The following is a 21,185-nucleotide window of genomic DNA, read 5'->3' as shown; positions in this document are numbered from 1 at the left end:
CGGATTTTCGGGCAGGGACGAGGGGGCGAGGCTGCGGTAAAGGTGCGTTGAAAAAGCCGCCCGGTCCCGACTGCCCATCACGGTGCGATGGACTGACTGCAGCCTTGTCCGCTGCCTGACTTCACGCTTTGCGGGGAATGGCGTCGGGCCGTGCGGGGCCTTTTTAAAGAAACTCGATCAATGCGTCGGGTGACTGGACACGATCGAATTCAACGGCGACGCCTTCCATGAAGTGACGCACGATCTTGCCACTCATGTTTTTGCCGAGCTGGACGCGGCTTCCGAGCGGCGGCCGGTGTTCGATCTCGATTGCTGCGCCCGAGAGCGACAGGTCGATCAGGCGGCAGGCGACGAGCATGCCGTCTTCGAGAACCAGCTGCGCCCTGGCATTGCGCGGGGTCAGGCGGTCGTGGCGACGGTCTTCCGGCAGGCCCAGCAACTGACGCTTGGCGATCCATGCGAGCTGGGCGGCGAGCTTTTCGCGTTTGCGCTCCGGCGCATTGATGGCGATGAGGAAACCGGATGCCGTCAGCGACGTCACCGTGCCTTCGATCCGGCCGATATGCTGGAGATAGGCGATGACGCGATCGCCATTGCGGGCGACACCCGGGCAGGTGAATTGCGCTCTCTCGGCGGTCATCTCGGTGGCGGTGCAATCATATTCTTCGTGATCGGGCAACATGAGGCGGCCATTGAAGGACACACGCACGGCGTCGTCGAGGCGAACTTCCTCAACCGGGCGCAGAATTTGGGCGGTGTTGACCGAACGGGACGAAAACATGGGCAGCGCAAATTGTAATGAATGATGATCGTCCGTTTCTACCCTGTGCGAGTTAACAGACTGTATTGCCTAATCTCTACAATTTTTCTAATCGACCAAATCGTTACGTTTCGTTGCCCCGCGCTCCGTGCGGCCATGGGCTTTCAGCATCGCTTCGTCGATCCTGGACGCCTCAGCATCTACCCGTTCGTAATGCGGCTGCGGCATTGGCCGAATATCCGGCCGGGGTGATGTCCATACGCAGCAGCCGGCTGCTTTTCATCGACAGACAGTGTATCGGCACCATCAATGTGTGGTGCCGTGGCTGCTGTGGAAGCAGCGCGCCGAGGAGCCGCGGGGCGACACCTGCTTCCGTGCGCAGTGGCAGCAGCAGCATTTCGAACGCCAGGGGTTCATCGCCGTAGCCGTCGTCAGCATCGATGTCGAAGACCACGGGCAATTGATGTTGCAGGATGCCGAGCGCCACGCGACAGGGAAAGGACGCGCCGGCCGCCGGCCAGAGTTCTGAAAACGGGCGGTCCCGCAATTCGCGGCCGAACAGGTCGCAAAGACGGGTGCCGGCAAGACGGAAGAAGGGTGTTTCCTCTCCTTTGTCTGTCAGGATGAAAAGGTCGCCGAGATGAGTCTTGAGCTTCGAGGGTTCAATGTCCTCGCGGCGTGGAGCGGCGCTCTTGCCGCGCAATTCATCCCAATAGGCGTATATCTCCAGTCCGGCCATGCTCTTCATAGCATCTCTCCATGTTCGTTTTTGGGACATCATGTCCATCCGAACGTCTGTATCTGGAGGTGTAGCGATTTTCGTGCCAACTGGATTTGTTAAGGTTAACAAAGGGTTGATATTGCCTGACGGCATTTGTCGTGGCATCGGTGCGGCCCTGTCGGGGAAAGCTCCTTCAGCACGATTTAATGGCCCCGCCCGTTCTTTTACGGTGGGCCTGCAAGCCGGACCGTTTTTGGCCTGGCGCCTTTTCCGGTTACGGTTCCGGCGTCGCGCGCTTCGAAGGCGGGACGGCTTTTTTTTCTTTCAGGCTTCCTATATTGCTCGGGAAACGCAAAATTCGACCAAGACAGGGATGAACCATGTCCTACGAGGACGGCGAACAGCCGCCGGTTTCGGAAACGCCGGAGCCGAAAGACGATGCGAACAATCCCGTCTTCAATCTGCCATCGCTGCTGGTGGGCATCCTGGTCGCGCTAATCGTTGCTTATGTCGTTCCCGCCTATCTTCTGTCGGAGGAAGGCAATGGCTGGTTCATCTTCACCTTCGGCTTCATTCCGCTGCGTTATGCGGTGCCGTTTTCCCAGCAGGGGCTGGAATGGCTGTGGACGCCGGTGACCTATTCTTTCCTGCATGGCGGTATCGAGCATATCCTCTTTAACGGATTGTGGCTGATGGCCTTCGGCGCGCCGGTTCTGCGCCGGATCGGAACAGTGCGTTTCGTGCTGTTATGGTGCATTTCCGCCGCCGTTTCGGCCTTTGGCCACGCCGTTCTGAACTGGGGGGACGTGACGGTGCTGATCGGAGCGTCCGGTGTCGTTTCGGCGCTGATGGGAGCGGCCTGCCGGTTCGCCTTTCCGGCGCGGGGCGGATATAGCGCGTCTTTCGGCCATCTGATGCCGCGGCAGAGCATTCTTGCGGCGCTCTCCAACCGTACGGTGCTGATCTTCACGCTGATGTGGCTGTTCGGCAATGTGCTGATTGCGGTCGGCGTGCCGCTGTTCGGCGATGTCGGCGGTCAGATCGCCTGGGATGCCCATGTTTTCGGGTTTCTGCTCGGCTTCCTGTTCTTCGGCCTTTTCGATCGCCCGTTACGCTAGGCCGATCACGCTCCTTGTCGGGCGTGGCGCAAATTTGCTTTCGGGCGTCCCATCCGGGATTGCATTCACGCGGGCCTCAGCGCACCATACCTCATGATTTGCAACCGCCGGGGGAGACTGCGGCACTGCGGATCGCTGCAAAGAGGAGGAAGGCATGCCAACATTCGTAAAGGATCTTCTCGACCGCAAGGGCCGGGACGTCGTGACTGTCAATCCTGAGGTCAGCATCGGTGAGGCCGCGGCCACGCTGCACGCACATAAGATCGGTTCCGTCGTCGTGACCGATGGCGATGGTGTCGTTCTCGGCATCTTCACGGAACGCGATCTCGTAAAGGCCGTGGCGGGCCAGGGTGCCGCTTCTCTCCAGCAATCCGTTTCAGTGGCCATGACCAAAAATGTCATCCGCTGTCACCACGATTCCACCACCGATGAGCTGATGGAAATCATGACGGGCGGGCGCTTCAGGCATGTGCCGGTCGAAGAGAATGGCCGCCTTGCCGGCATCATCTCCATCGGCGACGTGGTGAAGGCGCGGATCGGTGAAATCGAGGCCGAAGCGGAGCATATCAAGGCTTATATTGCCGGGTGAGTTAGTGTCCTCTCCCTCATTCCTGTGCTCGTCACAGGAATCTAGTCAGCCCAAGTCCTTGGGCTGAAAGGAGTTCCTACCGCCACGCAGACGCGCATCGGCTGGATTCCCGCGACAGGCACAGGAATGAGCGAGCTTCTCGCCTCACCGCCGGAACGCCTGCTGCATGCGCTCCAGTTCCGGAATGCGCGCGCGCGTTTCCTGATATCCCCTATCGATGGCTTCACTGGCGCGATGGAATTCCGACAGTCCGATATCGTTGATGCGGGGATGAAGCATCAGATCGGGCGGATCACCTGCCAGACGCGAGCGCGAAATCCTGTCCTGAATGATGTTGAAGGCCTGCACCATGACGCCCGGCAGGCCGGGGCGCGGCGCGCTGTCGTGCGGTGCGCCGCCGGGCGGTGCAGCGGCGTGCTTGACGACGGCGGAGCGGCCGAAGAGATCGTAATTGAGGTTTACCGCCACGACCAGCGCCTGCTCATAGGCCCGGCAGACCGAAACCGGCACGGGATTGACGAGGGCGCCATCGATGAGGGTGCGGCCGTTGCATTGCACGGGTTCGAAGATGCCGGGCAGCGCATAGGATGAACGCAAGGCGGTCACGAGATCACCCTGGTGAATCCAGACTTCATGACCCGTGCGCAACTCCGTCGCGACGGCGATGAAGGGATGATCGAGGCTTTCGACGCGCAGCCCTTCCAGATGCTCCTGCATTCGTTTTGTGAGCCGCATTCCGCCGAAGAGCCCGCCGCCGCCGATCGTGAGATCCAGCAGGCCGGCAATGCGGCGCATCGTTAGCGAGCGGGCGAATTCCTCAAGCTCATCGAGCTTGCCGGCGAGATAACATCCGCCAACCAGCGCGCCGATCGAGGTGCCGGCGATCATGCCGATCTTGACGCCCGCTTCATCGAGGGCCCGCAGGACACCGATATGGGCCCAGCCGCGGGCTGCGCCACCGCCAAGCGCGAGCGCTATCCGGTGTTTATCGACGATCTGTGTAACGGGCGGTTCATTGCCGATGACGTCGGTGTTACCCGCCGCAAGGTGGTTCTGACGATTTCCCCATCCCAACATGACCGCACTCCCTGCCAGTTCTTCGGGTTCCGCCCTTGGCCCCGGAACCCGCTATATTGGTAGCAAATTGGTGCGGCCGATGGAAGGCGGCGGTTTATGTGCCTGAATAGGTTGTCGCCGGATCGAAATGGCGCGTATCGTCGGTGATTTTCGTCACCGCCTGGCCATCAGCCAGTTCGACCGTGCGGTAGAAGCAGGAGCGGCGGCCGGTGTGGCAGGTAGCATCGTGGCCGGCGACCGAGACCTTCAGCCACACGGCGTCCTGATCGCAATCGGTGCGGAATTCCTTCACGGTCTGCAGGTTGCCCGACGTTTCGCCCTTCTTCCAGATCTTGTCGCGCGAACGGCTGTAATAGTGGGCGATGCCGGTCTCAAGCGTCAGCGACAGGGCCTGTGCATTCATATGGGCGACCATCAGCAGTTCGCCATCGCGCGCGTCGGTGACTACGGCTGTGACGAGGCCGTGGGCGTCGAATTTCGGCGAAAAGAGACCTGCGTTTTCAAGCGCTTCCTTGTCCACGGGCGCGGACGGAAAGGGAATGGACATGGCAACCTCGGAAAATCATCTGGCGGAACGATGAGAGGGGCGGATGAAACGGAAGAGCGCCCGCCACTCTGAATTTTCTTGCGCATCGGATTTTCCGAAAGCCGCATTACGGCTTTCGGGCCGGTGCTTAACGGTTCCGCACCATGGTCATGAAGCGCACCTGTTCGGCCGGGTCGTTCTTGAACGTGCCGGTAAAGGAGGTGGTGAGGGTGGTCGACCCCTGCTTGTTGACGCCGCGCATGGACATGCACATATGTTCGGCATCGATCATGACGGCCACGCCGCGCGGTTTCAGGGTTTCCTCGATCGATCTTGCGATCTGCGCGGTCATGTTTTCCTGCGTCTGCAGGCGGCGGCCGAAGATTTCGACAACGCGGGCGATCTTCGACAGGCCAAGCACGCGACCGGCCGGAAGATAGGCGACATGCGCCTTGCCGACGATCGGCACCATATGGTGTTCGCAATGGGAGAAGAACGGAATGTCGCGCACCAGCACCACATCGTCATAACCGCCGACTTCCTCGAAGGTCGTGCCGAGCACGTCCTGAACATTCAGCTCGTAACCGGCAAAAAGCTCGCGATAGGCCTTGGCGACGCGCTTCGGCGTATCCAGAAGTCCTTCGCGGGCGGGATTTTCTCCAGCCCAGCGCAAGAGAACGCGCACTGCTTCTTCCGCTTCAGCCTGGCTCGGGCGAGCTTCAGCCACGTCGGGTTTTGCGCCAGCGCCGGGGAAATTCTTCACGATCGCATCCATTCCGTCTCTCCCGATGCGGGTAAAGGCCGCACCTGAATTCGTTTTACATCGCGAACCCATGTTCGCAGTTGCTGCTATCTGGTTGTTTTATAGCATTTTGGCAAGGCCGATGCTGTTTTTTCGGTATCGGAGCCGTTAATTTGATCACGGCTTGATGTCCAGAAAGCTCGTTAGCATATAATGAGAATGAAGGGCAGGAAAGCTTCACTGCGACAAACGCTGTGTTAGAAAAATTTGACCTGTCCTGTTTTGGGCATTCTTGAGCGCGCCGGGCACCAATGATGGACGATATCTACAATAATCGCATTCTGGACTTTGCCGGGAATATCCCGCTCATCGGCGTTCTTGAGGATGCTGACGCCAGCGCCGAGAAACACTCCCGGCTGTGCGGTTCGAAGCTGAAGGTCTATCTGAAAGTCGAAGACGGTATCGTAACGGCGTTTTCGCACGAGGTTCGTGCCTGTGCGCTCGGCCAGGCCTCCGCCTCCATCATGGCGCACCACATCGTCGGGGCCTCCAGCGGCGAAGTCCGGCAGGCGCGGGAAGACATGCTTGCCATGTTGAAACAGGGTGGCGATGGCCCGACGGGCCGTTTCGAGGACATGCGTGTGCTGTCACCGGTCAGGGATTTCAGGGCCCGCCACGCCTCCACCATGCTGACCTTCGAAGCCGTGGTCGATGCGCTCGACCAGATCGAAGGCCGGCAGGCTCTCGACGCCGCGGGTTAGGCCATGTGCGGCGAACCGGGCTGCCGGCACCAGCAGACCGAGGTGAAATCCGGGCGATCACGTAACTGGACGGGCAGCTTTGCCAGGACGCCAGGACGGCTTTTCGGTGTCGGCTTTATCAGGCTTTATCAATTGACGCTTTCCGGCTTCATCGGAAACTCCTGCCGCCATATCCCCACCTGTTCGGAATATGGCTACGAGGCGATTGCCCGCCACGGGCTTTGGGCCGGCGGCTGGATGACGCTGTTTCGTGTGGCGCGCTGCGGACCGGGCGGCACAAGCGGTCTGGATCCGGTGCCGGAAGTACTTGATGGAAGCAGGCGCTGGTGGATGCCGTGGCGCTACTGGAGCCGACATCGATGAATGACTATGTGGCCCTGCTGCACAGCATCGTTCTCGGCGTGGGCAAGCGGCTTGTCATGGCCGATCTCAGGGCCATGGCGGAAGAGCTGGAATTTACCGACTGCAGGACGCTTGTCGCGACCGGAAATCTTGTTTTTCGCGCTGAAGCGGCACCTGTCCGCGAGATAGAGGACAGGCTGGAGCGCGCCTTCGAAGATCGCTTCGGCAAACATGTCGATATTCTCGTTCGTTCCGGCGGCGACTGGCTGAAGCTGGCGGCGGACAATCCCTTCGCCAAGGGCAATCCGCCGGATGTCTGCGTGCGGGTGATGCGTGAACCGCTTGGCGAAGGTATCCTTGGATTTCTCGATAAGTACCGCCGACAGGAGACGATCGCCGTGATCGGCGGTGACTTGTGGATCGATTTCAAGGGCAAACCGAGCGAGAGCAGGCTGCTGTCTGCGCTGACCACAAGAAGGCTCGGTATAGGCACGACCCGCAACGCCAACACGGTCAATGGTCTCGCGGAAATGCTTCGCTGAGCGGCCTTCACCTTTGACTGCAATGGCAAAAGCCTTTATCAGCCTGCGTGCCCGCCTGTCGCGGGCAAATCATTATTCCAACACCACCCGCATTCGTTGGCGGGACTGGACAGGAGCACTAGACGATGTCTGAAGCCGTTTCCCTTACATTTCCCGATGGTTCCGTCCGCAGCTACGCCCCCGGCACGACCGGCCGCGAGGTTGCCGAATCCATCTCCAAATCGCTCGCCAAGAAAGCCGTCGCCATAACGCTTGATGGCACCGTGCGCGATTTGTCCGACACCATCACCGATGGCAAGATCGAGATCGTCACGCGCGAAGACAAGCGTGCACTTGAGCTCATCCGCCACGATGCCGCCCACGTCATGGCCGAGGCCGTGCAGGAACTGTGGCCCGGCACGCAGGTGACGATCGGCCCTGTTATCGAGAACGGCTTTTATTACGACTTCGCCAAGAACGAGCCCTTCACGCCGGAAGATCTGCCGAAGATCGAAAAGCGCATGAAGGAAATCATTCAGCGCAACAAGCCGTTTACCCGTGAAGTCTGGTCGCGTGAAAAGGCCAAGAAAGTCTTCGCCGCCAAGGGCGAGAATTACAAGGTCGAGCTGGTCGATGCGATTCCGGAAGGTCAGGACCTGAAGATCTATTATCAGGGCGACTGGTTCGATCTTTGCCGTGGCCCGCATATGGCTTCCACCGGCCAGATCGGCACTGCCTTCAAACTGATGAAGGTGGCCGGCGCCTATTGGCGCGGCGACAGCAACAATGCAATGCTGTCACGCATCTATGGCACCGCCTGGGCGACGCAGGAGGAGCTCGATAATTACCTTCACGTTCTGGCCGAAGCCGAAAAACGCGACCACCGCCGTCTCGGCCGCGAAATGGACCTGTTCCATTTCCAGGAAGAAGGTCCGGGCGTCGTGTTCTGGCACGGCAAGGGCTGGCGCATGTTCCAGACGCTGACGGCCTATATGCGCCGGCGGCTCGCCAACACCTATCAGGAAGTCAACGCGCCGCAGGTGCTCGACAAGTCGCTGTGGGAAACCTCCGGTCACTGGGGCTGGTATCAGGAAAACATGTTCGCGGTGAAATCCGCCCATGCCTTTACCCATCCCGATGACGAGGAAGCCGATCAGCGCGTCTTTGCGCTCAAGCCGATGAACTGCCCCGGTCACGTGCAGATTTTCAAGCATGGCTTGAAGTCTTACCGCGAAATGCCGGTTCGTCTTGCTGAATTCGGCAATGTGCACCGTTATGAAGCGTCCGGCGCTTTGCACGGCCTGATGCGTGTTCGTGGCTTTACGCAGGATGATGCGCATGTCTTCTGCACGGAAGAGCAGATGGCGGCGGAATGCCTGCGGATCAACGATCTGATCCTTTCCGTCTACGAAGATTTCGGCTTCAGCGAAATTGTCGTCAAGCTCTCCACGCGCCCGGAAAAGCGCGTTGGTTCCGACGATCTGTGGGATCGCGCCGAAAGCGTGATGATGGAGGTTCTGAAGACCATCGAGGAACAGTCGGAGGGACGCATCAAGACCGGCATCCTGCCGGGTGAGGGTGCCTTCTACGGACCGAAGTTCGAATATACCCTGAAGGACGCCATCGGCCGCGAATGGCAGTGCGGCACGACGCAGGTGGACTTCAACCTGCCTGAGCGTTTCGGCGCCTTCTATATCGACCAGAACTCGGAAAAGACGCAGCCGGTGATGATCCATCGCGCCATATGCGGCTCGATGGAGCGCTTCCTGGGTATCCTGATCGAGAACTTCGCCGGTCACATGCCGCTATGGTTCGCACCGCTCCAGGTCGTGGTCGCGACGATCACCTCTGATGCGGATGATTATGGTCGTGAGGTTGCGGAAGCGCTGCGCGAAGCGGGCATGGCGGTCGAGACCGACTTCCGCAACGAAAAGATCAACTACAAGATCCGCGAGCACTCGGTGACCAAGGTTCCTGTCATTATCGTCTGCGGCCGCAAGGAAGCGGAAGAGCGCACCGTCAACATCCGCCGTCTCGGCTCGCAGAACCAGACATCGATGTCGCTTGAGGAGGCAATCACCAGCCTCGTGGACGAAGCGACGCCGCCGGATGTGAAGCGCAAGCTTGCGGCGAAGAAGCAGGTTGCCTAATAACAGTTACGGCCCCTTCGGGGGCCGTTTTGTTTGTGGGGATGTGCGGGTAATTTCACTGCCAAAGGCGACGCATTCAGCTCCGTCATCCCGGACTAGATCCGGGGTCCAGCGCGATCAAGTCCTTGATCGCGAAAGACTCTCTTCACGACGACAGACGCGTCGTCGCTGGATACCGGATCAAGTCCGGCATGACGGATGAGATGTGGGTGACGCCTACTCGAAATCCCCGGACATCTCTTCCGGCGCCTGATCCTTCATCAGCACTTCCACATCCGAATCCCGGCCGGCGGTTACCTTGAAATTGCGCTGGTAGACCTTGTCCTTGTTGCGGGCGATGGCGGTATATTCGCCTTCGGCCAGCACCATGGTCGAAAAGGCGCTGACGCTTTCATTGACAACGTCACCGCCGCCGTTCAGCACCGACCAGGCCGTATCGGCAATGGCTTCGCCGCCCGCTTCGGATACCAGCTTGAGGGTGATCTGTGCCGCCCGGTGTTGAAGGGTCGCTTCGGTCAGCTTGCCGGCTTCCACCTGGATATCGGCGCGCACGGAGGCGTTGGCGTTACCGTATTGGGAAACGACGTGATATGTGCCGGCATTGAGGCGCACGATGGTGTTCGGTTTAATGTCTTCCATAACCAGCCCGCGTTCGCCATCCGGACGGGCGTCGGAGGAATAGATAGAGAATTTCAGCTGGTTGGCGGAAATCTGCTTGTCGGAACCTGCAACGGCGTTCAGCACGAAACCACCGGCATCGAGAATGAGCACCTGTTTCTGGACGCTGCCGGAGGCAGGCACGTTGAGCTTCTTGGTGACACCTGCGCGGCCGAAAGCGACGTTGACGAAATATTCGCCCGGCACCAGATGGAATTCCGCCGAGCCGCCCTCTGAGCTTGCCAGCATCGGCAATTTACCGTCGGTGCCGGGGATGGGGCTGAATACGCGCCAGGACAGGCCTTCCTTCACCGCTTCACCGTCGCCGGTCAGCTTGGCTTCCATGACTATGTCGCGGGCGGTGCTAGTCGGCGCGTTGGGGGCGGAGGGAGCGGTGAAAGCATTGAGTTTCGGCATTTTCGGCGTGCCGCCGAGTTGCTTGAAGTCCTTGAAGGCGTCCTGCGAAAAAGCAGCTTGCGATAACAGGCCAAGCGCGGCACATGCAATGGTCAGACGCGCCGCGATTTTGATTGCCGACATTTTCGATACCGATTGACTTCTTGATTTTCCCGGATCACTTCAAAACCAATGCCGTGGCTATTTCAAGGCCCATGTTTTTGCGATGACAGCAGAATGGAAGATTATTGATCATGACAAGTGATATCAAGCTCCTCGATTACCTCAGGGTTCGCCGTTCCACGCCGGCCCTGCAACTTGCCGAGCCGGGACCTTCGAAGGCGGAAATTGAAGATATCCTGCGGCTCGCCGTGCGCGTGCCTGACCATGGTAAGCTCGCGCCGTGGCGTTTCGTGGTTTTCCGCGGCGAGGAGCGCGTCCGTCTCGGTGAAACGGCGCTTCGGATCGCACTCGAAAAGAGCCCGGACCTCGACCTGCAGCAGCAGGAAGCCGAGCGCACCCGCTTCACCCGCGCACCCGTCGTCATTGCCGTCATTAGCACTGCAAAGCCGCATTTCAAGATTCCGGAGTGGGAACAGATCATGTCGGCCGGCGCGGTGTGCCTCAATCTCATCTTCGCAGCCAATGCCAGCGGTTTCGCAGCGAACTGGCTGACGGAATGGCTCGCTTTCGATCCGGCCTTTCTCGCGGAAATCGACGTCGATGCGGCGGAGAAGGTCGCCGGGTTCATTCATGTCGGTTCGACGACATTCCCGCCGGTGGAACGGCCTCGGCCGGAGCTTGCCGATGTCGTCACCTGGGTTGGGGACGTCTGATGTTCTACACCACGGACACCAACCAGCACGGCCTGCCGCATGATCCGTTCAAGGCCATCGTCGCGCCGCGCCCGATCGGCTGGATCGGCTCGAGGGGCAGGGAAGGTTCCCTCAACCTCTCGCCCTATTCCTTCTTCAACGCGATTTCGGACCGGCCGAAGCTCGTGATGTTCTCCTCCAGCGGCAGGAAGGACAGTCTGCGCAATGTCGAGGAGACCGGCGTCTTTACCGCCAATCTCGTCAGCCGCCATCTGGTAGACCGGATGAATGCGTCTTCTGCACCCGTCGCTTATGATGTCGATGAATTCGCCCTTGCCGGTCTTACCGCTGTCGATGGCCGCGTGGTGGATGCGCCTTTTGTGGGTGAGGCACTGGCGGTTCTCGAATGCCGGGTAACCCAGATTCAGCAGCTCAGGGACATTGACGGCGAGCCAGCGGATTCCTGGATGGTCATCGGTCAGGTCATGGCGATCCACATCGACGAAACGATCATTCGCGACGGGCGCATCGACATGGGACTTGCCCGTCCAGTGGCGCGCATGGGCTATATGGATTACTGCGATGGCGGCAGCGATGTATTCCAGCTGCAGCGCCCCTCTACTGCGCCGTAAATATAGGCCTTCTTCGGCGAGGGTTAATTTTTATGGTGAACCAAACGTAAACCATTTGCGCCTAGAGTTTTATACATGGTGGCGGCGATGATGCCGCCATCCATTGTATGAATGTGTTTCGAGGCTCAGGTGATCGTACAGGCATTTCTTCGCTGGTCTGAAAAGGCTGGATCGACCGAGCGGGCGAATGCCGCCAATGCTCTCGGCCGTGCCTATCTGCATTCCGGCATGGCGCGCGAAAACCGCGATGCTGCCTATATGGCGATGACCTATCTTCTCGACGATCCTTCGCCGCGCGTGCGGCTGGCGCTTGCCGAAGCGCTTGCGGACGCCCATGATGCGCCGCGTGCCATTATCGTTTCCCTTGCCGAAGACCAGCCGGAAATCGCCTGCACGGTAATCGCCCGTTCGCCGGTTCTGGCCGAGGCCGATCTGGTCGATCTGGCGGGGCGTGGTGAAAGCTTGACCCGCGCGCTCATCGCCGCCAGGCCCGGCCTGCCGCGCGGGGTCTGCGCCGCGCTTGCGGAAGTTGGCGACCTGCCCGAAACCACCATCCTGCTAGAAAATGACGAAGCCTTCATCACACCGTTTTCGCTCCGGCGCATCGCCGAACGTCACGGTTGCGACGCCGATATCCGTGATCTCCTGCTCCGCCGCGAGGCCTTGCCTGCCGATGCGCGTCATCTGCTTGTGGGCCGCGTGAGCGAGGCACTTGCGGATTCCGCGCTGGTTCATGCGCTGATCACGCGCAACCGCGCCGACAGTCTTTTCCGCGAAGCGGAAGATTCCGCCACCATCCTGATCGCATCGAGCGTTTCCTCGCCGGAACTGCCGGCACTGGTGGAGCATCTGCGCCAAAGGCTGGAGCTGACGCCCGCATTGCTCATCCATGCCGTCTGTTCGGGCCGGCTTGAGTTCTTCACGGCGGCCATGGTCAATCTCTCCGGTCTTGATGACCGCAAGGTGCGCGCCATTCTGGCCACGGGCCGGCCGCATGCGCTGAAGGCGCTGTTCCAGTCCATTGGTCTGTCGGGCGACGTCGTTGACGTCTTCATCGAAGCGACGCTCATGTGGCGCCGTGCCGCCCGCTCGCAGCTTCCTGAGGCGGCCGCCTCGGTCTCCGCCGAACTGCTGTCGCATTTCCGTGACGTGAGCGGTTCCGAAACGCTGTTCGAACTGTTGCACGCGGTGCGCAAGCTGAGCATTGCGGAAGAACGGCAGAAGGCGAGATATTATGCGCAGGCGCTGGTGGTGGAGGCGGCGTAAGGTCGGGTTAATTTCGGCTGATACAAATCACATGAGTATCATAATTTTCCCGGAGGGGGCATCCTCTCATCCTCATCCCTGTGCTCGTCACAGGGATCCTACCAGCCCAAATCCTTGGGCTGGAAGGACTCTCTCCGCCGTGCAGACGCGCGTCGACTGGATTCCTTTGACAAGCACAGGAATGAGGGAAGATCGGTTGCCCGCAGTCACTTATCGAACCGTTTGGCAATCCATGAATAGCTGTTTTCGACCATCCTCACAGGCGTTCCAAGGAAGTGCTTTATGCCTTCGGTGGAAGGAAGGACGCGGCTGACGCGGCCGATCGCCTGTTTGGTGAGACTTTCCTCTTCTTTCGGCGTCACTTCCGCCGTGGCCTGCTGGGCATCGGCCGGTGCTGGAGTGCCGGACTGCGTGCCGGCCGTTTGCGGGCTCTGTTCACCCGGTGTCTGGCACACGGCCACGACCACCGGATAGGACGCGTTCGCAAAACGCTCCAGCTCCTTTTCCGACACAGCGTCGCACAGTTCGATGCTCGTCCACCGCTGTTGCGAGGTGGCGAGGTAATGGCAATCGGTGGCGCTGTCGTCGCAACCGAGAAAGGTCATGAGAACGAGGGCTGTTTTCATGGTGTGTGTTGCCTCTGTCGGGAATTATGCTCTAGAAACTCATCTATCCCGATTGCAGTGACATTACGACGAAATACGCATTTTTTTGAGAGAAGGCAGGCATCGCATTGGCCATCGAAATCAAGCTTGAGACACCCCGTCAGGACGCGGTTCTGCGCCTCATCGACCTTTCCAATTCCTATATGGCGTCGCTTTACCCCGCAGAAAGCAATCATCTGGTCGATATCGGCGCGCTTGAGAAGGATAATGTCTCTTTTTTCGTGGTGCGGCAGGGTAGCCGCGTGGTCGGCTGCGGGGCGCTGGTGGAAGCGGGCGATGGCACGGCTGAGGTCAAGCGCATGTTCGTCGATCCGGAGGCGCGGGGTCTGCGCATCGGCAAGCTGATCATGGATACGCTCATCGCGCGTGGTGAGGAGCTTGGCCTTTCTGCCATTCGTCTCGAAACCGGCATCAGCCAGCCGGAGGCGATAGGGCTTTACCGCAAGGCGGGTTTCGTGGAGATCGAGGCTTTTGCGCCCTATAAGCCTGATCCGCTCAGCCTCTTCATGGAGAAGGTGCTTTAAGTCGGCGGTAGAGGTTCGCGGCCGCTTTGCGGTGTCCAAAACGAAGGAATTCACGCGACATGAAACGCAGCGCGAGCGACGGATCGCGCCAAACACCCAACGTCATCCTCGGTGTGTCACGAGGATCTGCATCCGAGTGATTTATCTGACGTGAGGATGACGGCGATGGTGCATTTCCCGCTCTCCATCCGTTTCAGACCTGAATGAAAACTTAGAACTAACAATGATCGCAACGCGCCGAGGATCAGGTCCCGTACCGGAGAAGCGATAGTTGCGGATGCGCAACGAGGCCGAGCATGGGCGGATGCGAGGTTTGCGGATATCTGTCGTTACCGCAGCTGCGGCGTCTGGCGCAGGCTTCAATCAGAAAGCGGCCTTCCGAAACGCCGTCGTTTCCTCGCTATTGTCCTCGAGCACGGCGACCTCGTCCAAGGCGTCACCCTGCGCAGGAGGCGGTGTCGGAGCTTCGGCGGCCGCGGAAAGTTCGACCTCACGCACCCATTCGCGCCAGATCGCGACCAGAAGCGCCATCAGCACCGGGCCGATGAAGAGGCCGAGGAAACCCATGGTCTTGACGCCGCCGACGAGGCCGAAAAACGTCGGCAGGAATGGCAGCTTGATGGGCCCGCCGACGAGTTTCGGGCGGATGGTTTTGTCAACGATGAAGAGTTCCACCGAACCCCAGACAAACAGGGCCAACCCGTGGGCGGGCGAGCCGCTGGCGACCAGATAGATCGACACCAGCGTGAATGACAGAGGCGCACCGCCCGGAATGAGGGCCATGACGCCTGTCAGCACGCCGAGCGTGACGGGCGAGGGGACACCGGCGATCCAGTAGGCGATGCCGAGGATGATGCCTTCGCCGATGGCGATCAGCGTCATGCCGGTGACCGTGGAACTGATCGTGGCGGGCACGACGCGGGAAATGCGCTCCCACCGCGTCGGCAGGATGCGCTCGCCGACCAGATCGACCTGACGGGTGAAACCGGCCCCGTTACGATAGACGAAGAACAGCGCGATCAGCATGAACAGCAACGTCAGCACGAGATGGAACGCGCCATTGCCGGCGGCGAGGATCGCCCTGTAGATATTGCCGATATTGGCGCCGCTGACGAGCTGGATCACTTCACCGATGGCGCCCGGCGTGCCGATATATTTCACCCATTGTTCGCCAAGCCATGGGCCGACGGCGGGAAGGGCGGCGATCCAGTCCGGCACGGGGGCGCCGGTCTTGTTGACATGCACTGCCCAGCCGAACCATTCGCGGATTTCGCTGGCCGTGTAGGAAGCGGCGATGAAGATCGGGACGACAAGGAAGGCGAGGATGAGAATGATGGCGATGGTGGCGCCGAGCGTGGTGTTGCCGCCCACCTGCCGAAGAAGCCGTGTATAGACCGGCCAGCTGGCGAAACCGATGACAAGGGCGGCGAGAACCGGAACCAGGAAGCCGTGGAAGAAGTAGATGCCGGCCAGGGCAACGAGAACGAGCAGCCAGCGCGCAGCCGAAATGGGCGGGATCAGGGCGATCCGCGTCGGGCTGGCCGGACCAAGCCATCTCGGTTCGCCACTCTGCTTACGGCTGTCATTCTTACTCACGGCAGGCTCTTTCTCGCATTCTCCCCGAAGGGTGCATTCACTCTGTCACACCGATACATATAAGTGCAATATAATCGGATCACATTAGCGTTGTGTGTTTATTGCTGAACCTATTGAACGATTTTGGTAAAAATAGAACATCGGTCTTGGCGCGCGCATTGAAATATGACAATTGAACTCCGTTTTTCTTGCGGCGTAAGGTTGCCGCGCCCGATCTCCAGGTCACGCCATGCTCCGCCGCTTCTTCGCCTATTATCGCCCCTATCGCGGTCTGTTCATTCTCGATTTTTCCTGCGCTGTCTTGTCGGGCGTACTGGAACTCGGCTTTCCGATGGCGGTGAAGGCCTTTGTCGACGTGCTGCTGCCGGGCGGTGAATGGGCGATCATCCTTGCGGCCTCTGTCGGGCTTCTGCTCATCTATGTGCTGAATACCGGGCTGATGGCGACTGTCACCTACTGGGGACACATGCTTGGGATCAATATCGAAACCGACATGCGCCGTCTGGCCTTCGATCATCTGCAAAAGCTCTCCTTCCGGTATTTCGACAACCAGAAGACCGGCCATCTGGTGGGGCGGCTGACCAAGGATCTGGAAGAGATCGGCGAGGTGGCCCACCATGGGCCCGAAGACCTGTTCATCGCCATCATGACCTTTATCGGCGCGTTCCTGCTGATGCTGTCGGTCAATGTGCCGCTGGCGCTCATCACCGCCGCCGTCGTGCCCGTCACCGCCTGGGTCACCAGCCGGTATGGCGGCCGCATGACGCAGAATTTTCGCGCGCTATACGGCCGTGTAGGGGATTTCAACGCCCGTATCGAGGAAAATGTCGGCGGCATGCGAGTGGTGCAGGCCTTTGCCAATGAGGATCACGAGAGGGCACTGTTCGAAAAAGACAACCAGAAATACCGCCGCACCAAGCTTGACGCCTACAAGATCATGGCGGCCAGCACCTCGCTGAGCTACATGAGCATGCGGCTGACACAGATGATCGTGATGATCTGCGGCGCCTGGTTCGTTCTGAATGGCGACCTGACGGAAGGTGGCTTCGTCGGCTTCCTGCTGCTGGTCGGCGTGTTTTTCCGCCCGGTGGAAAAAATCAATTCGGTCATCGAGACCTATCCCAAGGGCATTGCCGGTTTCCGCCGTTTCACCGAACTTCTCGACACCGCGCCCGATATTGTCGATGCGCCCGATGCGGTGGAAGCGCCGTTGCTGCGCGGCGATATCGAATACCGCCATGTGGGCTTCGGTTACGCCGAGGGCAAGCAGGTTCTCAGCAATATCGACCTGAAGATCAGCGCCGGCGAGACCGTGGCTTTCGTTGGCCCGTCGGGTGCGGGCAAGACGACGCTCTGCTCGCTGCTGCCGCGCTTTTATGACGTCACCAGCGGTGCGATCACCATTGACGGCATCGATATCAGAAAGATGAAGCTCGCCTCGCTGCGCAATCAGATCGGCATCGTGCAGCAGGATGTCTTCCTGTTCGGCGGCACGATCCGTGAGAACATCGAATATGGACGGCTTGGCGCTTCGGATGCGGAGATCATGGAGGCGGCGCGGCGCGCCCGTCTTGATGGCGTCATCGAGGCCATGCCGCTCGGGCTCGATACCGTCATTGGCGAACGTGGCGTCAAGTTGTCCGGTGGGCAGAAGCAGCGTCTTGCGATTGCCCGCATGTTCCTGAAAAATCCGCCGATCCTCATTCTCGATGAGGCCACCTCGGCGCTTGACACGGAAACCGAGCGGGCCATCCAGCAATCGCTGACCGAGCTTGCCAAAGGCCGCACCACCCTTGTCATCGCCCACCGGCTGGCGACGATCCGCGATGCCTCGCGCATCGTGGTGGTCGACCAGAGCGGCATCGCCGAAACCGGCGCTCATGCCGAACTCCTGGCTGCCAAGGGCCATTACAGCCGTCTGCACGAGGCGCAGTTCAGCGGTCATCTCGCGGGCCTCAGCTGACCGGCCCGCACGTCGCTCAGCCTTCTGCTGCCTGTTCTTCTACAATGCCGGGGTTTGCCTCCGGCTTGCCGGGATGGCTGCTGACGAGGTAACCCATGGCGACGGCGGCCGCGACGACGAAGAGCAGCAGGACGCCGCTGATCGTCATCAGCCATTCGCGGGGCTTTCTGTGCCCCATGATATAGTTCGGCCACCGGCCTGGATGGTTCACCACGTCGTTATTCCGGTGCTGTCGCATGAACTTCCCCAGATTTAAGCGTTTTGGTGAAAGATCAACGCCAGCGCTACCGGGACTGTTCCGTTTGTGTGGCGAACAGGTGATGACAAGGACGTGAGTCTGGTCACTCTGTCTTGGGAAGGCCGATCAGGCGGATTGAATGGCGATGCGGTTTCCCTCGCTATCGGAAATCTCCGCGACGAAGAGCGCATCATTCACCGCCGTTTTGGGAAATAGGAGCTCGCTTCCACCGGCAAGAGCTCTGGCAATAACATCATCCACATCAGCGACACTGAAATAGACGATCGCTCCATCTCGCGTCGGTACATAGGCCGGGCCTTCGGCAAGCGCGGCACTGGCGCCATTGCTGTTTTCGTCAAAAGGGAAATAGGCCATTCTGCTATCGTGGATCGCGACGATTTCGGCAAAGGGCACATCAAAAACCGCGCGATAGAAGCGGATCGCCCGATCGAGATCGGTCACGGGAATTTCGACATGGGCGACAATATTCATACGCTTCTCCTCAGCTGGACTGACGCACTTTCAAATTTCTGATGGCACCGATCTTTCTAGCGACGGCTGACATGGCGAGGCAATGGCGCGCGGTGTCAAGTAACCACATTGTCAATCGTCCAGCACCCGCGTGACCGGTCGCAGTGCCGGGAGAGGGCTAAGCGCCACATCGCGGCGTCAAAAGTCAGCTTGCGTCCTGCGTCTCTTTATGCGAATGATTTGCAATTGCATTAATCATATTTCCGTTCAGAAAGCGCATAGTATGGAGAAGCCAGTCTTTGGATGGCGGCGAAACGGCGACGATCTCTCGTTGTCAGACGTTCACAGTTCTATCCGCGTCAAGCCGAATGCCGGCACGTTTCGGCGGGCGATGGCGTTTTTTGGTCCCGGCTATCTCGTTGCCGTCGGTTATATGGATCCCGGAAACTGGGCGACGTCGCTCGCCGGCGGCTCCAGGTTCGGCTATACGCTGCTGACGGTTGCGCTGGTCTCGAACATCATGGCGATCGTGCTGCAATCGCTCTGCGCCCGTCTTGCGATTGCCTCCGGCCGCGATCTCGCCCAGGCCTGCCGTGACGCCTATCCGAAGCCGGTGGCCATGCTGCTGTGGCTGCTCGCCGAGATCGCCATCATCGCCACCGATATTGCCGAGGTGATCGGCACGGCCATCGGCCTCAACCTCATCTTCGGCATTCCGCTCGAAATCGGCGTTCTCATCACCGCGCTCGATGTGTTCCTAATCCTTTATCTGCAGAAGCTCGGCTTCCGCTGGGTGGAGGCGCTGGTCATCACGCTGCTTGGCGTCATCGCGGTGTGCTTTGCCATTCAGGTAGCGCTCGCCGATCCTGACTGGGGGCAGGTGATCCTTGGTTTTGCGCCGACGACTGAAATCGTCACCAATCCTGACATGCTCTATCTGGCGCTCGGCATTCTCGGCGCGACCGTCATGCCGCATAATCTTTATCTGCATTCCGGCATCGTGCAGACTCGCGAAATCGGCGAGACAATTGCCGAAAAGCGCGAGGCGCTGAAATTCGCGACCCTCGATTCCACCATCGCCCTGATGTTTGCGCTTCTCATCAACGCATCGATCCTCATTCTGGCGGCGGCGACCTTCAACAAGGCGGGACAGACTAATGTCGCCGAACTCGGCGAGGCGCATAATCTGCTGGCGCCGCTGCTCGGCCTTGCGATTGCGCCGACGCTGTTCGGCGTGGCGCTTTTGTGCTGCGGCATCAATTCCACCGTCACGGCAACGCTTGCCGGCCAGATCGTGATGGAAGGTTTTCTCAAGATGCGGCTCGCCCCCTGGCTGCGCCGCCTCATCACCCGCGCCATCGCCATCATCCCCGCCGCCGGCGTGACCATCTTCTATGGCGATAGCGGCACGGGCGAACTGCTGATCCTGACGCAGGTGGTCTTAAGCCTTCAACTCTCCTTCGCCGTCTTCCCGCTGGTGATGTTCACCGGTGACAAGGCCAAGATGGGCGAGCTGCGCTCACCGCTCTGGCTCTCAGGCTTCGCATGGCTGATCGCGGTGGTGATTGCGGCGTTGAATGTGAAGCTGCTGGTGGATTTTATCGGGTGAGGCGGGTCAGGCCGCGCCTTTACGGAGCGCGGCGGCCGTTTCGATGAGCGCTATTGCGGCCATGGCCAGAAACTCGACTTAACGAAAAGCGCAAGCCGATCTTCGAATATCGACGCCCGAAAAACCATTCGCCAAGAGAAGTTTACGGATGTCGCCTTCGCTCAGGGTTGCTTTAGGCCCGATTACTATTTCCTTTATCGCTTCTCGATGATCGTTTTGCTCACCAATAAACTTGCCAAACGGCAAGGCATGGTATTTTACCTCGCCGTCGTTCGAGTTCCTTGTTTTATACGGCACCCATGGTTTCTCGCGGCCGTTCAAAGAAACGGATATCGGGATATTATTTGGTGGGGGGTTGTTTCCCGAAGCGTAGGTAAGCCGAATTTCCCCTTCGTACTCCCAAGTCAGGTGTTTTAGGGAATTAACGATGGAAATCAGAGCCGTGCCAATCTCGATCTCTTTTTCAACATCACGAAAAATACTCTCTCCATAGATTTCAATTGGCTTAACGACCTCAGAAATGAGGTTGTATAGGTACTCTTCGCTGGCTTCGTCGACATAACGGACCTTATAAATCCGTCCATGCATGTCGGTTATAGCTCTGGGCCGAAAGCCTATCGCGTATCCGTCACCGGTGCCCCCATATTCTCTCCACATGTTGATGTCGTCTCCGTTAGGAGTGAAACAAGCGGTATAACAACGTGCGTCTTTGAAATACGCCGTCATCTTTGAGGTCATCTGTGCGAGAGCCCTCGCATTTTCACTAGTATATTCTTTTTGGCCTATTTCATAAGTCACACGTTGAAGAGTGTCCAAACCCATTTGGATATCTCTTGGGTCATTGGAGGCTTGGAGATCCGAAAGCCACAACTCGTGAGAGCTTATAATTCCCTTAAGGCCGCTCTCTGGAGTGTAGTGATACATTGTTTTTGTTGGAATGTACTCTAAGTATGCCATATCCTACTTTGTTCCTATTACGAATTCACCCGCCTTAAGGGCGGGTGAATATAAAAACTCTTCTATGTAATAGAATATAAAGCGTAGTT

General features: G+C 59.1%; 23 protein-coding genes. 12 read left to right on the top strand and 11 right to left on the bottom strand.

Going from position 1 to position 21,185, the window contains the following annotated elements; genetic code table 11:
- Nucleotides 1-163 precede the first annotated feature (163 nt).
- On the bottom strand, nucleotides 164-781 hold the full coding sequence (locus K7A42_RS21720; RefSeq protein WP_022556297.1) for a PilZ domain-containing protein: 618 nt from the start codon (nucleotides 779-781) through the stop codon (nucleotides 164-166).
- Nucleotides 782-953: 172 nt separating this feature from the next.
- Nucleotides 954-1,508: a PAS domain-containing protein gene (locus K7A42_RS21715; protein WP_004442267.1), complete on the bottom strand. Its 555-nt coding sequence runs from the start codon at nucleotides 1,506-1,508 to the stop codon at nucleotides 954-956.
- 353 nt (nucleotides 1,509-1,861) lie between these two features.
- On the opposite strand from K7A42_RS21715, the gene K7A42_RS21710 reads away from it, so the two are divergent.
- Together K7A42_RS21710 and K7A42_RS21705 are read left to right on the top strand one after the other, a co-directional pair.
- Nucleotides 1,862-2,599: a rhomboid family intramembrane serine protease gene (locus tag K7A42_RS21710; RefSeq protein ID WP_004442265.1), complete on the top strand. Its 738-nt coding sequence runs from the start codon at nucleotides 1,862-1,864 to the stop codon at nucleotides 2,597-2,599.
- Nucleotides 2,600-2,753: 154 nt separating this feature from the next.
- Nucleotides 2,754-3,188 carry a CBS domain-containing protein gene (locus tag K7A42_RS21705; RefSeq protein ID WP_006698832.1) on the top strand — a complete coding sequence of 145 codons (435 nt, stop codon included), beginning with the start codon at nucleotides 2,754-2,756 and terminating at the stop codon, nucleotides 3,186-3,188.
- A gap of 144 nt (nucleotides 3,189-3,332) precedes the next feature.
- On the opposite strand, the gene K7A42_RS21700 is transcribed toward K7A42_RS21705, so the two are convergent.
- The 3 genes from K7A42_RS21700 to folE all read right to left on the bottom strand — a co-directional run bounded on the left by K7A42_RS21700 (nucleotide 3,333) and on the right by folE (nucleotide 5,566).
- Nucleotides 3,333-4,265, bottom strand: a complete 933-nt coding sequence (locus tag K7A42_RS21700; RefSeq protein ID WP_004442259.1) for a patatin-like phospholipase family protein — start codon at nucleotides 4,263-4,265, stop codon at nucleotides 3,333-3,335.
- Between the two features lie 94 nt (nucleotides 4,266-4,359).
- Nucleotides 4,360-4,812, bottom strand: coding sequence for a phosphoribosyl-AMP cyclohydrolase (hisI, locus tag K7A42_RS21695; protein ID WP_045533743.1), 453 nt, complete (start codon nucleotides 4,810-4,812; stop codon nucleotides 4,360-4,362).
- 127 nt (nucleotides 4,813-4,939) lie between these two features.
- Entirely contained in the window at nucleotides 4,940-5,566 is a 627-nt protein-coding gene (gene folE / locus K7A42_RS21690; RefSeq protein WP_003495569.1) for a GTP cyclohydrolase I FolE, read from the bottom strand.
- A gap of 281 nt (nucleotides 5,567-5,847) precedes the next feature.
- Here folE and K7A42_RS21685 point away from each other — a divergent pair, with 281 nt between their 5' ends.
- The 4 genes from K7A42_RS21685 (at nucleotide 5,848) to thrS (ending at nucleotide 9,307) form a co-directional block, all read left to right on the top strand.
- Complete coding sequence (locus K7A42_RS21685; RefSeq protein WP_282455845.1) at nucleotides 5,848-6,294, top strand: iron-sulfur cluster assembly scaffold protein; 447 nt, start codon at nucleotides 5,848-5,850, stop codon at nucleotides 6,292-6,294.
- Between the two features lie 3 nt (nucleotides 6,295-6,297).
- Nucleotides 6,298-6,657, top strand: a complete 360-nt coding sequence (gene yidD / locus K7A42_RS21680) for a membrane protein insertion efficiency factor YidD (RefSeq protein ID WP_004442241.1) — start codon at nucleotides 6,298-6,300, stop codon at nucleotides 6,655-6,657.
- The gene (locus K7A42_RS21675) at nucleotides 6,654-7,178 is read left to right on the top strand and encodes a DUF1697 domain-containing protein (protein WP_282455844.1); all 525 of its coding nucleotides are present in this window, start codon (nucleotides 6,654-6,656) and stop codon (nucleotides 7,176-7,178) included. The genes yidD and K7A42_RS21675 overlap by 4 nt, the downstream gene beginning before the upstream one ends.
- A gap of 125 nt (nucleotides 7,179-7,303) precedes the next feature.
- On the top strand, nucleotides 7,304-9,307 hold the full coding sequence (thrS, locus tag K7A42_RS21670) for a threonine--tRNA ligase (protein WP_282455843.1): 2,004 nt from the start codon (nucleotides 7,304-7,306) through the stop codon (nucleotides 9,305-9,307).
- 216 nt (nucleotides 9,308-9,523) lie between these two features.
- On the opposite strand, the gene K7A42_RS21665 is transcribed toward thrS, so the two are convergent.
- On the bottom strand, nucleotides 9,524-10,504 hold the full coding sequence (locus tag K7A42_RS21665) for a hypothetical protein (RefSeq protein ID WP_022556292.1): 981 nt from the start codon (nucleotides 10,502-10,504) through the stop codon (nucleotides 9,524-9,526).
- Between the two features lie 110 nt (nucleotides 10,505-10,614).
- On the opposite strand from K7A42_RS21665, the gene K7A42_RS21660 reads away from it, so the two are divergent.
- The 3 genes from K7A42_RS21660 to K7A42_RS21650 all read left to right on the top strand — a co-directional run bounded on the left by K7A42_RS21660 (nucleotide 10,615) and on the right by K7A42_RS21650 (nucleotide 13,073).
- The gene (locus K7A42_RS21660; RefSeq protein WP_022556291.1) at nucleotides 10,615-11,196 is read left to right on the top strand and encodes a nitroreductase; all 582 of its coding nucleotides are present in this window, start codon (nucleotides 10,615-10,617) and stop codon (nucleotides 11,194-11,196) included.
- Complete coding sequence (locus K7A42_RS21655; protein ID WP_112554512.1) at nucleotides 11,196-11,807, top strand: flavin reductase family protein; 612 nt, start codon at nucleotides 11,196-11,198, stop codon at nucleotides 11,805-11,807. Before K7A42_RS21660 ends, K7A42_RS21655 begins: the two co-directional genes overlap by 1 nt.
- Nucleotides 11,808-11,918: 111 nt before the next feature.
- The gene (locus K7A42_RS21650; RefSeq protein ID WP_282455842.1) at nucleotides 11,919-13,073 is read left to right on the top strand and encodes a DUF2336 domain-containing protein; all 1,155 of its coding nucleotides are present in this window, start codon (nucleotides 11,919-11,921) and stop codon (nucleotides 13,071-13,073) included.
- Nucleotides 13,074-13,279: 206 nt separating this feature from the next.
- Here the strand turns inward: K7A42_RS21650 and K7A42_RS21645 are convergent, their stop codons facing one another.
- Nucleotides 13,280-13,699, bottom strand: coding sequence for a hypothetical protein (locus tag K7A42_RS21645; protein WP_004442223.1), 420 nt, complete (start codon nucleotides 13,697-13,699; stop codon nucleotides 13,280-13,282).
- A gap of 107 nt (nucleotides 13,700-13,806) precedes the next feature.
- Here K7A42_RS21645 and K7A42_RS21640 point away from each other — a divergent pair, with 107 nt between their 5' ends.
- Nucleotides 13,807-14,262: a GNAT family N-acetyltransferase gene (locus K7A42_RS21640; RefSeq protein ID WP_035210724.1), complete on the top strand. Its 456-nt coding sequence runs from the start codon at nucleotides 13,807-13,809 to the stop codon at nucleotides 14,260-14,262.
- A gap of 363 nt (nucleotides 14,263-14,625) precedes the next feature.
- Here K7A42_RS21640 and K7A42_RS21635 read toward each other — a convergent pair whose 3' ends face one another.
- On the bottom strand, nucleotides 14,626-15,858 hold the full coding sequence (locus tag K7A42_RS21635) for an AI-2E family transporter (RefSeq protein WP_006698841.1): 1,233 nt from the start codon (nucleotides 15,856-15,858) through the stop codon (nucleotides 14,626-14,628).
- A gap of 229 nt (nucleotides 15,859-16,087) precedes the next feature.
- Here K7A42_RS21635 and K7A42_RS21630 point away from each other — a divergent pair, with 229 nt between their 5' ends.
- Nucleotides 16,088-17,821 (top strand): ABC transporter ATP-binding protein, encoded by a 1,734-nt coding sequence (locus K7A42_RS21630; protein ID WP_004442215.1) that lies wholly within the window; start codon nucleotides 16,088-16,090, stop codon nucleotides 17,819-17,821.
- A gap of 16 nt (nucleotides 17,822-17,837) precedes the next feature.
- Here the strand turns inward: K7A42_RS21630 and K7A42_RS21625 are convergent, their stop codons facing one another.
- Entirely contained in the window at nucleotides 17,838-18,059 is a 222-nt protein-coding gene (locus K7A42_RS21625; protein ID WP_022556285.1) for a hypothetical protein, read from the bottom strand.
- A gap of 126 nt (nucleotides 18,060-18,185) precedes the next feature.
- Complete coding sequence (locus tag K7A42_RS21620) at nucleotides 18,186-18,551, bottom strand: VOC family protein (protein ID WP_004442206.1); 366 nt, start codon at nucleotides 18,549-18,551, stop codon at nucleotides 18,186-18,188.
- A 262-nt stretch (nucleotides 18,552-18,813) separates the two neighbouring features.
- Between K7A42_RS21620 and K7A42_RS21615 the strand changes: the two genes are divergently transcribed.
- Nucleotides 18,814-20,139, top strand: a complete 1,326-nt coding sequence (locus K7A42_RS21615) for an Nramp family divalent metal transporter (protein ID WP_282455841.1) — start codon at nucleotides 18,814-18,816, stop codon at nucleotides 20,137-20,139.
- 78 nt (nucleotides 20,140-20,217) lie between these two features.
- Here the strand turns inward: K7A42_RS21615 and K7A42_RS21610 are convergent, their stop codons facing one another.
- On the bottom strand, nucleotides 20,218-20,961 hold the full coding sequence (locus K7A42_RS21610) for a DUF2971 domain-containing protein (protein ID WP_162699381.1): 744 nt from the start codon (nucleotides 20,959-20,961) through the stop codon (nucleotides 20,218-20,220).
- Between the last annotated feature and the right edge of the window lie 224 nt (nucleotides 20,962-21,185).

It is taken from the genome of Agrobacterium sp. InxBP2 (assembly GCF_026191755.1).
GTDB classification, from domain to species: Bacteria; Pseudomonadota; Alphaproteobacteria; order Rhizobiales; family Rhizobiaceae; genus Agrobacterium; species Agrobacterium pusense.
Note: the sequence above shows the minus strand (reverse complement) of the source record. Positions and strands in the feature narration are given on the sequence as shown.

What these genes read in the sequence shown, in the direction of transcription:
- K7A42_RS21610 (WP_162699381.1), bottom strand. Translation starts at nt 20,961, where the DNA reads ATGGGTTTGGACACTCTTCAACGTGTGACTTATGAAATAGGCCAAAAA.
- K7A42_RS21650 (WP_282455842.1), top strand. Translation starts at nt 11,919, where the DNA reads ATGTGTTTCGAGGCTCAGGTGATCGTACAGGCATTTCTTCGCTGGTCT.
- K7A42_RS21620 (WP_004442206.1), bottom strand. Translation starts at nt 18,551, where the DNA reads ATGAATATTGTCGCCCATGTCGAAATTCCCGTGACCGATCTCGATCGG.
- K7A42_RS21615 (WP_282455841.1), top strand. Translation starts at nt 18,814, where the DNA reads ATGGAGAAGCCAGTCTTTGGATGGCGGCGAAACGGCGACGATCTCTCG.
- K7A42_RS21630 (WP_004442215.1), top strand. Translation starts at nt 16,088, where the DNA reads ATGCTCCGCCGCTTCTTCGCCTATTATCGCCCCTATCGCGGTCTGTTC.
- K7A42_RS21720 (WP_022556297.1), bottom strand. Translation starts at nt 781, where the DNA reads ATGTTTTCGTCCCGTTCGGTCAACACCGCCCAAATTCTGCGCCCGGTT.
- K7A42_RS21685 (WP_282455845.1), top strand. Translation starts at nt 5,848, where the DNA reads ATGGACGATATCTACAATAATCGCATTCTGGACTTTGCCGGGAATATC.
- thrS (WP_282455843.1), top strand. Translation starts at nt 7,304, where the DNA reads ATGTCTGAAGCCGTTTCCCTTACATTTCCCGATGGTTCCGTCCGCAGC.
- K7A42_RS21645 (WP_004442223.1), bottom strand. Translation starts at nt 13,699, where the DNA reads ATGAAAACAGCCCTCGTTCTCATGACCTTTCTCGGTTGCGACGACAGC.
- folE (WP_003495569.1), bottom strand. Translation starts at nt 5,566, where the DNA reads ATGGATGCGATCGTGAAGAATTTCCCCGGCGCTGGCGCAAAACCCGAC.
- K7A42_RS21665 (WP_022556292.1), bottom strand. Translation starts at nt 10,504, where the DNA reads ATGTCGGCAATCAAAATCGCGGCGCGTCTGACCATTGCATGTGCCGCG.
- hisI (WP_045533743.1), bottom strand. Translation starts at nt 4,812, where the DNA reads ATGTCCATTCCCTTTCCGTCCGCGCCCGTGGACAAGGAAGCGCTTGAA.
- yidD (WP_004442241.1), top strand. Translation starts at nt 6,298, where the DNA reads ATGTGCGGCGAACCGGGCTGCCGGCACCAGCAGACCGAGGTGAAATCC.
- K7A42_RS21700 (WP_004442259.1), bottom strand. Translation starts at nt 4,265, where the DNA reads ATGTTGGGATGGGGAAATCGTCAGAACCACCTTGCGGCGGGTAACACC.
- K7A42_RS21675 (WP_282455844.1), top strand. Translation starts at nt 6,654, where the DNA reads ATGAATGACTATGTGGCCCTGCTGCACAGCATCGTTCTCGGCGTGGGC.
- K7A42_RS21625 (WP_022556285.1), bottom strand. Translation starts at nt 18,059, where the DNA reads ATGCGACAGCACCGGAATAACGACGTGGTGAACCATCCAGGCCGGTGG.
- K7A42_RS21710 (WP_004442265.1), top strand. Translation starts at nt 1,862, where the DNA reads ATGTCCTACGAGGACGGCGAACAGCCGCCGGTTTCGGAAACGCCGGAG.
- K7A42_RS21655 (WP_112554512.1), top strand. Translation starts at nt 11,196, where the DNA reads ATGTTCTACACCACGGACACCAACCAGCACGGCCTGCCGCATGATCCG.
- K7A42_RS21715 (WP_004442267.1), bottom strand. Translation starts at nt 1,508, where the DNA reads ATGAAGAGCATGGCCGGACTGGAGATATACGCCTATTGGGATGAATTG.
- K7A42_RS21705 (WP_006698832.1), top strand. Translation starts at nt 2,754, where the DNA reads ATGCCAACATTCGTAAAGGATCTTCTCGACCGCAAGGGCCGGGACGTC.
- K7A42_RS21660 (WP_022556291.1), top strand. Translation starts at nt 10,615, where the DNA reads ATGACAAGTGATATCAAGCTCCTCGATTACCTCAGGGTTCGCCGTTCC.